Source organism: Chryseobacterium sp. BLS98 (assembly GCF_001045445.1).
Lineage (GTDB): Bacteria > Bacteroidota > Bacteroidia > Flavobacteriales > Weeksellaceae > Chryseobacterium.
Map to the genome: position 1 here is coordinate 61,869 of NZ_LFNF01000004.1, position 18,219 is coordinate 80,087.

The 18,219-nt window shown below is 37.3% G+C and carries 14 protein-coding genes; 11 read left to right on the top strand and 3 right to left on the bottom strand.

Going from position 1 to position 18,219, the window contains the following annotated elements; all coding sequences use genetic code 11:
• The first annotated feature begins 127 nt into the window (after nt 1-127).
• The 11 genes from ACM40_RS16225 (at nt 128) to ACM40_RS16275 (ending at nt 12,378) form a co-directional block, all read left to right on the top strand.
• Complete coding sequence (locus tag ACM40_RS16225; protein WP_048503855.1) at nt 128-4,477, top strand: CusA/CzcA family heavy metal efflux RND transporter; 4,350 nt, start codon at nt 128-130, stop codon at nt 4,475-4,477.
• A gap of 3 nt (nt 4,478-4,480) precedes the next feature.
• Nucleotides 4,481-5,635 (top strand): efflux RND transporter periplasmic adaptor subunit, encoded by a 1,155-nt coding sequence (locus ACM40_RS16230; RefSeq protein WP_117614883.1) that lies wholly within the window; start codon nt 4,481-4,483, stop codon nt 5,633-5,635.
• Nucleotides 5,636-5,680: 45 nt separating this feature from the next.
• A complete protein-coding gene (locus tag ACM40_RS16235) occupies nt 5,681-6,148 on the top strand; it encodes a heme-binding domain-containing protein (protein WP_048503857.1) in 468 nt (155 codons plus the stop codon).
• 55 nt (nt 6,149-6,203) lie between these two features.
• Nucleotides 6,204-6,593: a hypothetical protein gene (locus ACM40_RS16240; RefSeq protein ID WP_007844636.1), complete on the top strand. Its 390-nt coding sequence runs from the start codon at nt 6,204-6,206 to the stop codon at nt 6,591-6,593.
• Nucleotides 6,594-6,672: 79 nt separating this feature from the next.
• Complete coding sequence (locus tag ACM40_RS16245) at nt 6,673-7,116, top strand: thioredoxin family protein (protein ID WP_007844638.1); 444 nt, start codon at nt 6,673-6,675, stop codon at nt 7,114-7,116.
• Between the two features lie 5 nt (nt 7,117-7,121).
• The gene (locus ACM40_RS16250; protein WP_048503858.1) at nt 7,122-8,048 is read left to right on the top strand and encodes an FAD:protein FMN transferase; all 927 of its coding nucleotides are present in this window, start codon (nt 7,122-7,124) and stop codon (nt 8,046-8,048) included.
• 101 nt (nt 8,049-8,149) lie between these two features.
• Nucleotides 8,150-8,377, top strand: coding sequence for a DUF4266 domain-containing protein (locus ACM40_RS16255; protein ID WP_007844654.1), 228 nt, complete (start codon nt 8,150-8,152; stop codon nt 8,375-8,377).
• 33 nt (nt 8,378-8,410) lie between these two features.
• Nucleotides 8,411-9,601 carry a DUF3570 domain-containing protein gene (locus ACM40_RS16260; RefSeq protein ID WP_048503859.1) on the top strand — a complete coding sequence of 397 codons (1,191 nt, stop codon included), beginning with the start codon at nt 8,411-8,413 and terminating at the stop codon, nt 9,599-9,601.
• A gap of 6 nt (nt 9,602-9,607) precedes the next feature.
• Complete coding sequence (locus tag ACM40_RS16265; protein WP_048503860.1) at nt 9,608-10,381, top strand: phosphatase PAP2 family protein; 774 nt, start codon at nt 9,608-9,610, stop codon at nt 10,379-10,381.
• Between the two features lies 1 nt (nt 10,382).
• Nucleotides 10,383-11,078 carry a VIT family protein gene (locus ACM40_RS16270; protein WP_048503861.1) on the top strand — a complete coding sequence of 232 codons (696 nt, stop codon included), beginning with the start codon at nt 10,383-10,385 and terminating at the stop codon, nt 11,076-11,078.
• 841 nt (nt 11,079-11,919) lie between these two features.
• A complete protein-coding gene (locus ACM40_RS16275) occupies nt 11,920-12,378 on the top strand; it encodes a MaoC family dehydratase (RefSeq protein ID WP_048504029.1) in 459 nt (152 codons plus the stop codon).
• Nucleotides 12,379-12,604: 226 nt separating this feature from the next.
• Here the strand turns inward: ACM40_RS16275 and ACM40_RS16280 are convergent, their stop codons facing one another.
• The 3 genes from ACM40_RS16280 to ACM40_RS16290 form a co-directional block, all read right to left on the bottom strand.
• Entirely contained in the window at nt 12,605-14,647 is a 2,043-nt protein-coding gene (locus ACM40_RS16280; protein ID WP_048503862.1) for a M13 family metallopeptidase, read from the bottom strand.
• Between the two features lie 359 nt (nt 14,648-15,006).
• Nucleotides 15,007-15,636: a response regulator transcription factor gene (locus ACM40_RS16285; RefSeq protein WP_048503863.1), complete on the bottom strand. Its 630-nt coding sequence runs from the start codon at nt 15,634-15,636 to the stop codon at nt 15,007-15,009.
• 8 nt (nt 15,637-15,644) lie between these two features.
• Entirely contained in the window at nt 15,645-17,936 is a 2,292-nt protein-coding gene (locus ACM40_RS16290) for a sensor histidine kinase (protein WP_053077124.1), read from the bottom strand.
• Nucleotides 17,937-18,219 lie beyond the last annotated feature (283 nt).

An 18,219-nucleotide genomic window follows, 5' to 3' on the forward strand; every position in this document is an offset into this window, starting at 1 on the left:
TGTGATTGGGCTGGATTCAATCACCTTGTGGTTCTTATTCTTTTGATAAGAATAGGAGTTTACACTCTTTTCTGGCAGGAATAGGAGCAAATACTATTTATTTCAAATAAGATTAACAGAATTATTTATGCTTACAAAAATCATTGAGTTTTCTGTAAAGAATAAACTCATTATAATACTATTGGTTTTTGGACTGATCGGTGTAGGAACCTATCAGGTAACCCGATTGCCAATAGATGCAGTTCCTGATATTACCAATAATCAGGTTCAGGTGATAACCACAGCTCCTTCATTCGGAGCTACTGATATCGAAAGACTTGTTACTTTTCCCATAGAACAGGCCAACAGTAATATTTCAGGGTTAAAAGAAATCCGCAGTTTTTCCCGATTCGGCCTTTCACTGGTCACCATCGTTTTTGATGATGATATAGATATTTATTGGGCGAGACAGCAGGTTGCAGAAAGGCTGCAGCAAGTGCAGAACCAGATCCCTCCGGATATAGGAACCCCTACGCTGGGACCTATTTCAACAGGACTGGGTGAAATTTATCAATATGTTGTCCGTCCTAAAAAAGGATATGAAAGTAAATATGATATTACGGAGCTCCGTACCCTCCAGGACTGGATTGTCAGGAGACAGTTGCTTGGTGTAAAAGGGGTTGCGGAAGTCAGCAGTTTTGGAGGGAAACTGAAACAATATGAAATTTCTGTAAATCCGGACAAACTTAATGCTTACGGAATTACCATTACAGATGTATTCGATGCATTAAAAACCAATAATCAGAATACAGGTGGTTCTTATATCGAAAAAGGACCTACGGTTCTATACATACGAAGCGAAGGACTGGTTGGAAATCTTGATGATATCAAGAATATTTCTATCTCCACCAAGAATAATGGTGTTCCTTTATTTATAAGAGACATTGCAGAGGTGAGGTATGGTTATGCAACAAGATTTGGGGCAATGACCTATAATGATAATGGTGAAGTTTCCGGTGCTATTGTGATGATGCTCAAAGGCGAAAATAGCAGTGAGGTTATTAAAAATGTAAAAGCTAAGATTTTGCAGATTCAGAAAACGTTACCCGAAGGAGTTGTGATAGAGCCCTTCTTAGACAGAACCAAAATGGTAAACAATGCCATTGGTACCGTTGAAAAAAATCTGATGGAAGGCGCATTGATCATTGTTTTTGTGCTGGTTTTGTTCCTTGGAAACTTCCGTGCGGGTCTATTGGTAGCTTCAGTTATTCCTCTGGCAATGCTTTTTGCCATTTGTATGATGAATCTCTTTGGGGTAAGCGGTAATCTGATGAGCCTTGGTGCACTCGATTTCGGTTTGATTATAGACGGAGCTGTTATTATTGTAGAATCGGTTATGCATCAGTTTACCCATAATGCCAAATTCCGGAAAGCAATTTCAGTTTCAAAACAGGAAATGGATACCATCGTTATAGATTCCGCAGGAAAAATGATGAACAGTGCTGTTTTCGGACAGATCATTATTCTTATCGTCTATCTGCCTATTTTAACGCTACAGGGTATTGAAGGGAAAATGTTTAAACCGATGGCACAAACCGTTGCCTTTGCTTTATTGGGGGCATTCCTGCTTTCACTTACCTATATTCCGATGATGAGTTCTATTATTTTAAGCAAAAAAATAAGCCACAAAATGAACTTCTCAGACCGTTTGATGGCGAAGGTTGAAACTCTTTACCGTAAAACCTTATTAAAAGTTTTAAGAGTTCCAAAAGCCATTTTTAGTATTGTCATAGTTCTTTTTATTCTTGCCGTTGTGGTTCTGAGCAGAATGGGCGGTGAATTTATTCCATCCCTGGAAGAAGGTGATTTTGCTGTTGATACTAGGGTTTTGCCCGGAAGTAATCTAAAAACCACTATTGAAAGTACACAAAAAGCGGCCCATATTTTGAAAACGCGCTTTCCGGAAGTTCAGAAAGTAGTCACTAAAATAGGAAGCGGGGAAGTTCCCACTGATCCAATGCCTATGGATGCTTCTGATATGATGGTAATTCTGAAAGATAAAAGCGAATGGACTTCTGCCAAAAGCTTTCCGGAGCTATCTGATAAAATGAGCAAAGCTTTGGAAGATGTTCCCGGAATTACCGTTGGTTTTCAGTATCCCGTTCAGATGCGTTTTAATGAATTGATGACCGGCGCAAGACAGGATGTTGTTTTGAAAATATTCGGAGAAAATCTGGAGACTCTGGTTACAAATGCCAATCAGCTTGGGAAAATAATCAATACAGTAAAGGGAACTCAAAACTTATATATAGAGCCTGTTTCAGGTCTTCCGCAGGTGATTATCCAGTACAACAGACCGGTTATAGCGCAATACCATTTGTCGATTGGAGATATCAACAGGGTGATCAATACTGCTTTTGCAGGACAAAGTACAGGTTTGGTTTTCGAGGGAGAAAAACGCTTTGATATGGTGGTAAGATTAAACAGTAATGACCGTAAAAACCTTGATAATGTCAGAAATTTATTGATTCCTACGCCTTCAGGTAATCAGATTCCGCTTTCGCAGCTTGCCAATGTTGATATTAAAGATGGTCCGAACCAAATCCAGCGTGAGAATGGGCAGCGGAGAATTGTGGTAGGTTTCAATATCAAAAACCGGGATGTTCAGGGAATTGTAGAAGAACTCCAGGCTAAGGTGGACCAACAGCTGAAGCTTCCTCCGGGATATTACGTCACGTACGGAGGCTCTTTTGAAAACCTTAAAAATGCCAAAAGCAGGCTGATGATTGCAGTACCGATTGCTTTGATTTTAATTTTCGTGCTATTGTTTCTTGCTTTTAATTCCGTTAAAGAAAGTCTTTTGATTTATACGGCGATTCCACTTTCTATTATTGGAGGCGTGTTCTTGCTGGCTGCCAGAGGAATGCCTTTCAGTATCAGCGCCGGTGTAGGATTTATTGCTCTTTTCGGAGTAGCGGTTCTTAATGGAATCGTACTGATTTCCGAATTCAACAGATTGTATAAAAACGGAATTAAAAATATTGTGAGAATTGTTGTCGATGGAGGAGAAGCAAGGTTAAGACCTGTTCTGATGACTGCGTTTGTTGCTTCACTAGGATTTATCCCGATGGCAGTGAGCAACGGAGCAGGAGCAGAAGTCCAAAGACCATTGGCAACCGTGGTGATAGGTGGACTTTTGATTGCCACATTACTCACGCTTTTTGTGCTTCCATTGCTTTACGTAACGATAGAAAAAGGATTTAAAATGAAAAACATACGAAAAAATACAGTAACACCTGCTCTTATCATCTTTTTTGTATTAACAGGAAGTGTTATGAAATCTCAAGCCAAAATCACCTTAAATGAAGCGGTTGACATCGCTTTAAAAAACAACAGAGGTCTTAAAAATGAGAAATTAAAATCAGAATATGCAAAAGCACTCATAAAAACTTCTTCAGACATTCCTCAGACAGGAATTTCTGCGGATTATGGACAAATCAACAGTGCTTACCGTGATGTGAAATTCGGAATTTCCCAGAGCATTGCATTTCCTACCGTATATAAAAGACAAAAAAATCTGTACACCGAAGAATGGAAAAAAAGTGAGCTTAATATTTCATTAAAAGAATATCAGCTGAAAAAAGGTGTTACGCTTACGTTCTACAATATCTTATATTGGCAGGAAAAGGAAAGAATACTGAATGAATCTTTAGATTTTTATTCTCAATTTCTGGATAAGGCAACTTTAAGATTAAAAAGCGGTGAGAGTAATATTTTGGAGAAAGCGACTGCTGCCAACCAAAAATCAGCTATTGAAATCCAGATTAAACAGGTGCAACAGGAACTCAGTACTTTGCAGCTGCAGTTGCAATGGCTTCTTAATTCAGAAACAGAATTAATTCCAGATGGAGGACATATTTTTTCTCTTTCTCGTCTACAAACTGATGTTTCCAGCAATCCTTCGTTAAAAATATTGGAACAGCAGAAAAATATTGCAGCACAGCAAACGGCTTTGGAAAAATCCAAATTACTGCCGGGTTTACAGTTCGCCTATAACCTCAACAGCTTCCGCGGGATGGGGGCAGATGATAAAGTTTACAATTCTTCACCACAGTTTCATTCGGTTCAGGTTGGTGTTTCCGTCCCCATATTTTCTGGCGGACAAAAAGCGAGAATTGAAGCTTCAAAAATTGCAGAATCTGTAAGTGAAAATGATTTTCAGAATGCCGAGTTTACATTAAAAAATCAGTATAAAAAGCTTTTAGAAATTCAGCAGAAAAATCTGGAAATTGTTTCTCAGTACGAGAAATATGAACTGAAAAATGCCAATACCATTCTTGAAACTGCTCAAAAACAGTTCATCAACGGAGAAATCAATTATCTGGAATTTGTAATGCTTGCCAATCAGGCGATCAGTATCAAAAATAATTATACAGATGCCGTTTGGAATCTTAATGAAAGTATTGTTGAGCTGGAATATATTACTTTAAATCAATAAATTATGTTAAAATCAATTCAAAATAAATATTCGGTTTTATTAATGCTTACCCTCTTTTTTGCGGTCCAGTGTAATAAAAAAGAAAAAGCTGTAGTGCAGCCAGCCTCTCCCAAAGACGAAAGTAGGGTTGTGCTTACCGATGCGCAGATCAGCAATACTCCCATAGAAACAATGTCACTTTCTGTAAAGAATATTTCCACAATGCTTAAAATTAACGGGAAAATAGATGTTCCGCCACAGAATATGATTTCTGTAAGCGTTCCGTTGGGAGGGTATCTGAAAAGTACTGACCTTTTGCCGGGAATGAAGGTGAAGAAAGGGCAGGTGATTGCTGTTATCGAAAATCCTCAGTTTATACAGCTTCAGCAGGATTATCTGATGGCAAAATCAAAACTTCATTTTGCAGAGCTGGATTATAACAGACAAAAAAAACTGAACCAGAGTCAGGCAAGCAGTGATAAAGTCATGCAGCAGGCGCAGTCTGAGATGAACAGCCAGAGAATTATGATGAATACTTTGGCAGAACAGCTTCAGCTCGTTAATATCAATCCGGGAAGTTTAACTTCGGGAAACATTAGGAAAAGCGTTCCGGTATACAGTACAATCAATGGTTTTGTGAGCAAAGTTAATGTGAATATAGGCAAGTTTGTCAATCCGTCTGATGTTTTATTTGAACTTATCAATCCCAATGACATTCATCTGAATCTTAAAGTGTATGAAAAAGATCTCGGAATGTTGAAAATCGGACAAAGATTTACAGCCTATACCAATACACAGCCAGAGAAAAAATATGATGGAGAAATTATTCTGATCAGCAAAGATATCAATGCGGACGGAACGGCAGATGTACATTGCCATTTTGAGCAGTATGACCATAATTTGACTCCCGGAATGTATATGAACGCTGAGATCGAGACTCAGACATCCTTCTCCAATGCACTTCCAGAGGAAAGTATAGTCAATTTTGAAGGTAAAGATTATGTTTTTGTTCAGGAAAAAAGACAAACCTATAAACTGATCCCGGTAATGTTGGGAGAAGCTGAAAACGGTTTCATTCAAATTAAAAACTTTGAAGATTTTAAGAACAGAAAAATCGTCACCAAAAATGCGTACACGCTTTTGATGAAGCTTAAAAATACGGCAAGTGAAGAGGAATAATTCCGCTTTAAATAATTAAAAAAATAAATTCAAAAACCTAAAATAATGAATAAATCATTTTTCTCAATAAAGAATATTTTAACTGTATTGTTGGTCCTGTTTATCGGTATTCAGTTCATTGATGTAAAAAAAAATATCAGTCCGAACCAATTTGCCAATGCCATCGGAAATTTTTATGCAATACCGAAAAACGTTCAGTCTATTTTGAAAACCAGTTGCTACGACTGCCATTCCAACAATACTTTTTATCCTTGGTACAGCAATATGCAACCAGTGAAATGGTGGCTGTCGGATCATGTCAATTCGGGTAAAAGACATTTGAATTTTGATGAATTTAATACTTACAGCCGTGAAAAAAAGCTTAAGAAACTAAATGAAATCGTAGAAACGGTAAAAGAGGGCGAAATGCCGCTTACTTCTTACACAGTTATTCATCAGAAAGCAAAACTTTCGCTGACTGATCAATCTGAAATAGAAAAATGGGTGAATGAAATAAGGAATGGGATTAAATAGTTAATTACATTTAATTTAAAATCATTCTTAAATAAACATTTCATAATTTTGATTAGTGAAAAAGCTGATTTCCATATTATTGTTGTCACTGTATTTGGTTTCTACAACCGAACTGTATCAGCTTTTGAAAGTCCCGGAACTTATTGAACATTATTGTGAACACAAAGCTTTAAATCCGGAAATGTCGCTTACAGCATTCTTGAAAACACATTACGATCATCCGGTTAAAGATGGTGATTATGGTAAGGATCAAAGGTTACCTTTTATCATTCATTCTATACCTCTTACTTTGGTTTTTACAATCAATCAGGGATTCAGTCTGGAAACCAGAAACGACTTATTTCAACATATAAAATCTCATAAAATACCGTTTTATGACGAAGATTTTTATTGTAAAGGATTTTTAAACTCCGTGTGGGAACCGCCCAGATATGCATTTTCATAATTCATTTTAATTATTTGGTTTAAGTATAAACCAACTTATCGTATATTCTTAAAAACAAAATCATTATAAATTCTAAGTAATGAAAACAATAATCTCGGCCTTATTAATGGTTGTATTTGCTGTTGGTTTCCATGCACAAAACAGATTAGAAATCGCAAAAAAAGAAGCTACAGAAAATAAAGAACTTATTTTACTTAATTTTTCCGGTTCAGACTGGTGCATTCCATGTATTAAACTTCATAAAAACATTATCGAAACAGAAGATTTCAAAAAGCTGGAAACCGAAAAGGTGATTGTCTACATCAATGCAGATTTTCCACGAAATAAGAAAAATCAGCTTTCTCCCGAACTGAAAAAAGAAAACGCTTTACTTGCGGATCATTATAATTCAAAAGGCCTGTTTCCTTACACCCTTTTATTGAATTCTGAAGGAAAAATACTGAAAAGCTGGGAAGGTCTTCCTTCGGAAAATGCATTGGCTTTCAGCAAAGAGATAAGAAGTATTAAAGAAAATCAAAAATAAAAGGTATGTTAAGAGAATTCAAAAGACCTCAAAAATTAATGGGGAACGCTTTTGAAATTACCGTTGTAAGCGATGATAAAAATTCTGCGAATCAGCATATCGATGCAGCAATTGACGAAATCAGGAGAATTGAAAAGCTTCTGACGACATTCAGTGAGGAAAGCCAAACCAATCTCATCAACAGAAATGCAGGAATCAAGCCTGTAAAAGTAGATTGGGAAATTTTTGATCTCATTGAAAGAAGTCTAAGAATCAGCAGAATAACGGACGGATATTTTGATATTTCCTATGGTGGAATCGATAAAAGTTTCTGGAATTTCGACAGGAAAATGCAACAGCTACCTGATCCTGAATTGATTAAGGAGCACTTGAAGTTGGTCAATTATCAGAATATTTTGCTGAATCGTGAAAATCAGACTGTGTTTCTGAAAGAAAAAGGAATGAGGATCGGTTTTGGAGGAATCGGAAAAGGCTATGCCGCGGAAAAGGCAAAAAAACTTCTTCAGAAAAGAGGTGTTTTATCGGGAATTGTAAACGCTTCCGGTGATTTGACGACTTGGGGAAATCAGGCAGACGGAAAACCATGGACCGTCGGAATTGCTGATCCCGATAATTCAAAACAACCATTCTCTTATATGAACATCACAGATATGGCCATCGCAACTTCCGGAAATTATGAAAAATTTGTCGTCATAGGCGGCAAAAAATATTCTCATACCATCAATCCGAAAACGGGAATGCCTGTTTCTGGTGTAAAAAGTGTTACGATCTTTTGTCCGAATGCTGAGATTGCCGATGCCATGGCAACTCCGGTAAGCATTATGGGGATTGATTCTGCCCTCAATATGGTGAATCAGATCAATCATCTGGAATGCATCATCATCGATGATCAGGACAGAATTTATTCATCTCAAAACATTAATTTAAAATGAAATGTTTCTGTCAATATAATGGAATGAAGAATCTCAACTCATAGCTGAGACTCCACCTATCCCGGAACGACAAAATAATTTCATCAAAAAAAGAAATCAAAATGAAAAATTTCATAAAAATAACAGCAGGAATTTCCCTGCTAATCACAATTGTTTCCCTGCAATCCTGCACCACTGTAAAAGAATATGAAAAAAACAAACTGAACGATGCAGAAATGGTTCTTGGAAACAGAACGATCGAAAAAACCGAACTGAGCTTCCAATCCTACAGGGAAGGTTCTTCAGGAGCCAATGCCGGAAAAGTGGGAGGCGGTTGCGGATGTAATTAAGAGAGTAATTGTAAAATTTAATTGTGATTTAAAATGAAAAAATTGATAATAAGTATCTTCGCTCTTTTCGGAATTTTCAATGCAAAAGCGCAGGAAAATGCTGGCAACGAGCAACCGAAAAAACTGACTCTTGATGAAGCCAATCTGGTTTCCAGCTATTACAAACAGGATGGAAACAATTCGGCGGTCACAGGAGGAATCGGAACAGAGAAGCTTACAGATATTTCCAATACGATTGATGTAACAATGGTAAAATATGATAAAAAAGACCGGAAAAATAAATTCGGGTTCAGTGTCGGAATCGATCATTACACATCGGCATCTTCCGATATGATAGACCTGAAAGCCAATTCATCCGCTTCTCACGCAGACAACAGAATTTATCCTGCATTAAGCTGGAGCCGTGAGAATACCGAAAAAGGAACGACTTTAATGGCGGGTGTTTCTACCTCTTTTGAATTTGATTATGCATCTTACGGTGCAAACATCGGGTTTTCACAAAAAACCAAGAATAAAATGGGGGAGTTTACCGCAAAATTCCAGGCTTATCTGGATCAGGTAAAACTGATTGCCCCGATTGAGCTCAGAACAAACGGAAGCACAGGAGGTGAACACGAGAACTACGGCACAAGCGGAAGAAATACTTATGCACTGTCGCTTTCTTATTCGCAAATCATCAATCAGAACTTTCAGGTTGAATTTTTGGCGGACGGCGTTCAGCAGACAGGATATTTAAGTTTGCCTTTCCACAGAGTTTATTTCAATGATAACTCAGTTCATCAGGAAGCTTTGCCCGATAAACGGTTCAAAATTCCTTTAGGAGTAAGAGCAAATTACTTCCTTGGGGATAAAGTGATTTTGAGAGCCTATTATCGTTATTATACCGACGATTGGGGACTAAAATCAAATACAATTAGCCTGGAAACCCCCTTGAAGATCTCACCTTTTGTTTCGGTGAGCCCTTTTTACAGATATTATTCTCAGACTGCAGCTAAATATTTTGCGCCTTATCAACTGCATACGGCATTTGATGATTTTTATACAAGCAATTATGATCTTTCAAAATTCGACAGCCATTTTTATGGAGCAGGGATACGTTTCAATCCTAAAAATGGATTATTTGGAATAGAACGTCTTAATATGCTGGAGATTCGATATGGACATTACACAAAATCTATAGGAATGAAATCTGATATTATTTCACTAAATTTAAGATTTAAATGATAGAATATGAGATTATTAACCATGATTCTAATCTCTTTAACCTGTTCAAACATTTGTTTTGGGCAGGTTACTTATGACTCAGTTACACTAAAAGATTCAAATTTTGGAAGATATAATGACAAAGTATATCAACCCAGTTATAAGAAACTCATTATACCTACCATTTTTATCGGATATGGGGTTTTAAGTTTGAGTTCTGATGCACTGAAGAACCTCAACAGATCTACCCAATATGAAATTGGAGAACATCAGCCAAAACATATTAAATTAGATAATTATACGCAATACTTACCCGTAGTTATGGTGTATGGATATAATCTTGCAGGAATCAGAGGAAAGCATAATCTAAAAGAGAGAACCATTATTTATGGTACTTCTCAGCTTATTTCTGCTGCTTTCGTTTTACCTTTAAAACATTTGGTAAAAGAAGAACGCCCTGATGTATCTAACAATCTTTCTTTCCCTTCCGGTCATACTGCAGCGGCTTTTTCTTCTGCACAATTTCTATTCAGGGAATATAAAGATGAAAATTTTTGGGTGGCACTTACAGGCTATCCGATTGCTGTTTTTACAGGGATTTACAGAACATTAAACGATAAACATTGGATAGGAGATGTAGTGGCTGGCGCGGGGTTCGGTATTTTAAGTACTGAATTGGCTTATTGGTTATTTCCCACCGTCAATAAGCTGTTTAATAAGAAAGAATCAAAAAATATAACTTTAATATATCCCGTTCTTGAATCTAAAAATTTTGGAGCTGGGCTTGTTTTAAATTTTTAATATGCATCACCAATTAGAAAAACATTATGTAAATAGAATTGGCTGGCTTCGTGCAGCCGTTTTAGGTGCTAATGACGGTTTGTTGTCTACTACAAGTATTGTCATTGGCGTCGCAGCCGCACACCCGGATCGAAATACCATTGTACTTGCAGCTTTAGCGGGGATGATTGCCGGAGCGATGTCTATGGCTGCCGGGGAGTATGTTTCAGTCAGTTCGCAAGAAGATACTGAAAAAGCAGATTTATTGCGTGAAAAAAGAGAACTGGAAGAAATACCTGAAGTAGAACTGAAAGAACTGGCGAAAATCTATGAGAGAAGGGGAGTAAGTAAAGAGACTGCACTACAGGTTGCTACTGAGCTTACCGAACATGATGCGTTAGCTGCTCATGCTCATGATGAACTGGGTATTAATGAAATTACCCAGGCAAAACCATTAATTGCGGCTGTTGCATCATTTGGATCATTTGCATTGGGTGCTTTGCTACCTTTTATGGTTTCTTTTTTAGCACCTATTAAGGAAATGGTATACTTTCAATATGGATTTTCTATTATTTTTTTAATGATTTTGGGAGCAATTTCTGCAAAGACAGGAGGTTCTCATATTGGGATTGCTATGCTGAGAATTTGTTTCTGGGGAACCGTTGCGATGGGAATAACCGCTTTGGTAGGATATGTATTTGGAGTGAATGTCAAGTAAAATATAATGAGAGTTAAGAACTTGCAACAATTTTTTTATGACTAAAAGTCCGGCATCCATCAAAAAGTGATCATAATAGAGTACAGCTTAATATTAGCAGTTAATACTTCAAGTCATTGTCTTAACCTTAAAATCCTGTTGATCTTTTTCACGGCAGCCCAATTTCAAATTCCTGTGGATAAGTAAATCAAAAATTGAATAGGAAACAGGAAAGCCTATATTTCAAGCTCATCAAAAGCATCTTCAAAGTGGTTTCTATCTATTATAGGCAGTGATTCAAAAATAAAGATTCAGAAGAAAATAAAAAGCCAACGAACCCATGGACTCTTGAATTGTTTCATTAAAACAAAGAACTGAGAAGGAGTTTGGCTGTCAGTTTAATGGTGTTCTATTAAACCTGTATCGTGACCATAAGGATTCCGTTGCCTGTCTGGCACAGAGATAAGGAAAGTCGTTAGGGTAAACGAACTGTGCTTCTATAAGCCTTGGGCAGACCAGGAGCTTTGATTTCAGAAAGAAAGAGCATCATTCAAGTAAAAATACCTATGAAAGAGCGGATTAATCTTACGTTTCGATTGATCATAAGGTTATGCGACTTGTTTAATCTAAATTGGCATCATTTTAACTTTAATATCTGTACGGAATAAATAGTATTTCAGTGTCAGTATTATGTTTTTATATAATGGAAAGTTCAAGAACTTTTGTATGATATATTGTTTAAAGAAGATACATACGACCCAGATTACTTGCTGTTTATTACGTTCATGACCTCTCGCGCTATGTGAGGTTTTTTTTAAGAAGAGAGCAGGCATTAGTTCATTATAACAGTAAAAGAAATGAAATGATTATCATCAACAATTTTATTGAATATAAAGCTTTAGAAGGTCAAATGGTTGGATTTTCTGACTGGCACAAGATAAACCAGGACCAAATCAACAGATTTGCAGCAGCAACTTTTGATGATCAGTGGATTCATATTGATAAGGAAAGAGCAGAAAGCGAGGGACCTTTTAAATCGACCATTGCTCATGGTTACTTATTATTATCGCTGATTCCTTATCTCTGGAAGCAAATTGCAGAAGTGAGAAACGTTAAAATGGAAATCAATTACGGGATTGAGAATTTCAAATTCGGTCAAGCTGTGACGGTAGATAATGATGTGCGATTACAGGCAACTGTAAAATCGGTTACAAATCTCAGGGGAACTGTAAAAGTGGAGGTTGAAGCAAAACTTCTGATAAGGAATCAGGTTAGACCCGCCTATAGAGGAGATGTTATTTTCCTATATCATTTTTTATAAAAATGATATCAATGCCGCTCGTACATCATTATTTTTAATGTGGTCTACTGAACATTAACTGCCGTTTGTAAGTATGTGGTTCAATATAAGATAATAAGGTCACAGAGCATACCTGCCTCGTCTTTTATTTCTGCACGATCAATAATCTCCAAAGCTCAAAAGCACAGGAAGTAATGGAACCATTAATTTCAATAAATGCTTGGGATATTGTTTGCGAGGCTAAGAGCTACCAGATTTGTATCTCTTTGGCATTTAATAAATTGGCTGAATCTTTTTCATAGCAGTTCCATGCTTGTTTAAATTCCTGCAATTGTGCCAGCGGGCCATTTATTCTAAATCTGAAAGGTACATGAGGATTAGTTTGAAGTTCATTACGCAAAGCTTCAGGACTGATGTTGCCATGCCACATTTGCGCCCACCCTAAAAAGAAACGTTGCTGCCAGGTGAAGCCGTTAATTGGTGCAGGCTGCTTTTTTTTATCATAACTTCTTTTAAGTGCATGATAAGCTAAAGTAAGGCCCCCAAGGTCGGCTATGTTTTCACTTATGGTGAGTTGTCCGTTAATGTGTAATCCCGGCTGTCCCTCTATTCGGTTAAAATAATCAATGTATTGTTTTGTGAGATTTTCAAAATTACGTCTGTCTGTTGCTGTCCACCAGTTACTTAAATTACCCGAAGCGTCAAACCTGGAGCCTCTGTCATCAAAAGCGTGGGTTATTTCATGCCCTATTGCGGCGATTATAGCACCATAATTGATGGCATCATCTGCTTTATGGTTATAAAAAGGTGGCTGCAGGATACCCGCAGGGAAACAAGCGCTGTTAGTATATTGATCATAAAAGGCATCAACGGTTTGCGGTGTTGCATGCCATTCGTTTTTATCTACAGGCCTGTCAATTTTATTGATGTTTTCGTTATGATGAAAAATTGCAACAGAAATAATGTTGTCTATCAACCTTAATGGCTGTATGGAGATACCCGAATAGTCGGGCCATTTTTCCGGATAGCCGATCTTGAATGTCATTTCCTTTAATTTATGATGTGCCGACGCTTTGGTACTGTTGCTCATCCAGCTTAAGCTGTCTATGCGCTGGTGATAAACCCAGCGCACATTTTCAATCATTTCACTTATCTTTTGTTTGTCTTGCTTCAGGAAGTATTTTTGAACAAAAAGTTTACCTAAAGGCATACCCAGCGCTTTTTCTGACTCTTTAATTGCCATATCCCTGCGTCCTTTTTGTTCTTTTTGTCCGGTCATTACTGTTCCAAAAAAAGCAAAGTGTGGGTTGCTGTATTTTTGTGACAGGTAGGGGGCAAAATGAGATAGAAGCTGCCATCGGGCGTATAATTTCAGTGTAGCCAATGGTGTTTTATGCAGTAGAGTGGTTAAATTGCTCATATACGCCCGGTCTTCAACAACAACAGTCTGAGTATTTATTCCCTTTGCCTTTAAAAACACATCCCAACTAAATTGTGGCGCTACGCGGCTTAGTTCCTCAACAGGCATCTTATTATAGGTTTTTATCTGGTCACGCAACATCAAACTCGAGAGTTGCAGGCGTGCTATGTTTTGTTCCAACTCATAGATTGTGGCACCGGGAGATCCACCTTCAAATCCTGTGCTTTTATGCATGGTGTCTATATGCCGAATAAGCTTGTCTTTAAGGGCTGCAGATTTGGGTTCATTTAGGTCGTAATAGCTTTTATCACCCAAAGTTAGTCCACCTTGCCCTAAGTACAGGATATTCATTCGGTTGTTATGAGAATCCGCTTCTACCTTATAGCTGATAAAAGTCGGTACGCCTAATTTTTCAAGTTCCGCGGATACGTTGATCCACTGGGTATAATTTTTAATATGATCTATCTGCTCAAAATATTTATCAAGAGATGAGAGACCTGTTTTTTCTATGGTAACTGTATCCATATAGGATCGGTAAAAATCGGCTATCTGCTGCGATTCTGAACCTGGGATCAGATTAGGTAATCTACTTATGCTGTCTATAATATTTTGGAGTTTCACCTTGTTGTCCCGATCAAGAATTTCGAAGGCACCCCATCTGCTTTCAGTAGCAGGAAGCGGATTTTTCTTCTTCCAGTTACCATTAGCAAAGCTATCAAAATCAGTACACGGGTTTTTAGTGGAATCGATATTGCTGTTATCAAAACCGGAATTATCTAAAACCGAACTAAGGTGCGAGTTCTTTTCTTCTTTACACGAAAAGATAATCATTATTATAACTAAAAGTGTTGTCAGCTTATGGTTTTTCATAATTTATAATATGTATAATTACCCAGGCATTTAGTTAAACCATTTAATGTAGTGAGTGAAATTTTACTATAACACATTTTACTTTGCCACTAATGGTGCACTGATTCATTTTCAAATGTTTTTATTGTTGTTTAAATTATTAAAAATTTAAACAAAATTTAGATAATAGGGCTTTAAAATATTAACTTCTACTTAAGATTGCTGACATCTAACGTTGAAGGGCTTTTAATCAAGTATGGGTTATCTTCAAATACTTTTATCAATAGTCTGGTTCGATTGAGCTGAATAAAACAAGAATGAAAGGGTTCATTTTTGGCAGGTAATTTTCTATTCTAAATATAATAACAAGATGATACCCCTTATTGGCGAACCAATCCGTATTCCATTGCTAATTTTATGGCTGTGCTTAAATTTGAGGTTTTGAACTTGACAATCAGGTTTTTACGGTGACTTTCCACGGTATGAGGGCTTATGCATAATTTATCCGCTATCTGAATGGTGGTAAGACCTAAAGATGCTTCTATTAAAATTTCCTTCTCCCTACGGGTTAATTTGGGTACCGAACTGAGCCCGGAATTTGTTTTCATCTCTACGATTCTTTTGGTTTGGTTGCATAAGAACTTCTCGCCCTTAAGTATTGTTTGTATTCCTGAAATTATTTCTGTGACCAAAGCATTCTTCTGAATATATCCCATAGCCCCTTCCTCCAAGCTGCTGTTGATCACTGCAAACTCATTGTGCACACTTAAAATAATGATTTGGGTATCAGGATATTTTTTTAATATAGGCTGAATCAGATCTATACTATTGCCATCAGAAAGATTAATATCCAGGAGCAGCACATCCAGAGCCTGGTTTTCTAATCCTGCAAAAAGCTCACTGGAAGAAGAGTAGCAGCCCACTACGGAAAAACCTTCTTGCTGGGAGAGAATATTTTTTAAGCCTTCCAGTAATAATGGGTGATCATCGGTTATAGCTATTTTAGTCATAATTTTATTTATTTTAGAAATTTGATTTCAATATTGGTTCCTATATTGATCTGGGATTCTATTTGCATGGTGCCTTTCAGGAACTCAACACGGGAACGGATGTTGTGAAATCCTGCAGAATGCGAGTGATTCAAAGTATTTATATCAAATCCTTTTCCATCATCCTCCACGATAATCACATACTCGGATTCATTTTCTATGAGCTGAATAATGATCTGGCTTGCTTTGGCATGCTTTACGGCATTGTTTACCAGTTCCTGGATGATCCTGTAGGCAAGCAGCTGGCTTTCTAAAGGTAATTGATTGGAATAATACAAAAACTGAACATCAACATCCAGCTTCGGAGTAGTCATCCGGGAAACATATTCCATTAATGTTTCCTGAAGTCCGTACTTTAGCAGCAGATCCGGCATAAGATTATGGGCAACGTGACGAAGCTCGTCAACTGCTATATCGATCTGTTCCATCGATCTTTCTATTTGCAGCTGATGATGATCATCAGATTTATCCTTTAATAAGAACAAATTCATTTTGGTTCCGGAAAGCAGGCTTCCGAGGCCATCGTGGAGGTCCCGGGCTATTCTTCCCCGTTCCTGCTCCTGGCCTTCCAGCATTACCGTAAGGTTGGATATTTTTGACTCCTGTATGATTTTTTCCATCTCAAGAAGATGCAGTTTCTCTTTCTGCTTTATGCCTTTTGCTCTTTGAAAATAGGCATAGAGCAGTAAGATAAGCAGTAAAGAAACAGAGGCCGCCAGCCCGATATAAAATGTATTTGTTTTCTCCTTATAGTCAATGCGGGCTTTATACAGATCCACTTCACGCTTTCTGTTAAAAGATTCCAGTTGGGATAAACGGAGTTCCTGTGCTTTTTTACTGTTTTCCATTTCAGTAAATTCCAGTTTTCTCAACTGATTTTCTTTCGTCAGTTCCAGATTTTCTAATTTCTGGGCCTGCTGTAAACTATGCCAGCTCATTTCCTTGAGCCGCTGTTCCTGCTTTTCAGATGCCAATTGTAACCGGAGCAATTGCTGCTTCTGCTTTTCCCTTTCATACTGGGTTTCCAATTGTTTCCCCAGGGCAGCACTTTTTTGATCATACACCTTTTTAAAGGTCTCTAAATACACTTTTTGGTAAAATATGGCTTCTTTAAAATTGTTTTCATCCTGAAACAGCTTCGATAGATTTTCAAAAATTGACAGCTTGATATTCAGATCGGTGACCTTGTCATATTCCGATTCTGCAAGGGCGGCCAATAATTGTTTTTTTGCTTCCTCTTTATTGCCATCCTGTAAAGCTATTTCTGCCAGAAGGCCATTGGCAGAGGCTACATGGTCGTGATTTCCTGTAGCGATCCCCTGGGTTTTAGCTAAATTGGCATAATAAAGTGCCTTATCTTTGTAGGATTCCGGGAAATAATTTAAATATAAATTGGCCAGATTGATGGCTACAAAAGAGAGATTGGAAGGAATGGGTATATCGGCCTTATTGGCTTTATAAGTCTCCACTGCTTTGATGTAGTAAGATTCAGCCTGATGAATAAAGGCCTTATCAGAAGTAGATTCGTAGCGTTTCTCGTACATATATCCCATGGCCATATAAGCATCAAATAAGTTCATAGGATCATTCTGCTGCCTGGCAATTTCAAGGGATAGCTTACTGTACTTCTCCTGAAGCTGATAATCGTTCCAGTCAGCATAGATACTGTTTAATTCCCGGTATACAGATGCTTTCCTGGTATTTAAACTTTCGGAATGGACCGCTTTTTCATAAAACGACAGGGCTTTTAAAAAATAGCGGACCGCTTCAGCTTTTTTATGGTTACGTTCCTGGATCCAGCCAAGCCCGTAGGATACATAGCCTTTTGTTTCCGGGTCTTTTGTTTTTTCCTGATAAATCTGAGCCAGCCTGGAAGCATTTTCATACGCCTTAACATTGTCCAGCAGCCTGTAATTGATAGCTGAAATAATGTATAAATAAGCAGCATACTTCCCGTCAGCCAACTTTTTGGCATAAGTAATATTCTCATTTAAAATGACAAAAGCTTTATCCTCCTGATGATTAAAAAAAAGAGCCTGTGCATACTTTCCGGTCATCATCATTCGTTGGGTGCTTCCCGGTTTATACTTTTTATATTGATGTTCCAGGCTGTTTTGCAGTTCCTGGGCAGATGTAGCCTGACCAGCCAATACAAGACATATAAAGATAATTGGGGAGCGCAAAAAAGAAAAAAAATTGATCAGCATTGTATAGGTTGTAAGCGCTGCAAAGTTATTACTTTGCTGTTTTTTACTGGGCATATTATATCATCAAATATGACCGGTTTACATTTACAGCCAAAAATCGTTATTATTTTCAGGTTTTTCAATCCCTGCTTTCAGCTAGTTTTGGTTAAAATTTTATATTTTTTCGCTTTAAACGGATATTTAGAGCAAACTGGCTGAAAAAAGGGATGTTTTACAAACGTATTTTTTTACAGATTTGTTTTTTATTTGTGGAAGCAAATCATTTCAGATTTCAGCCGCAAAAATATAATGAGGAAAAGTGATAAAATGACTTTCAGAATAGGCATCTTAGATAGCA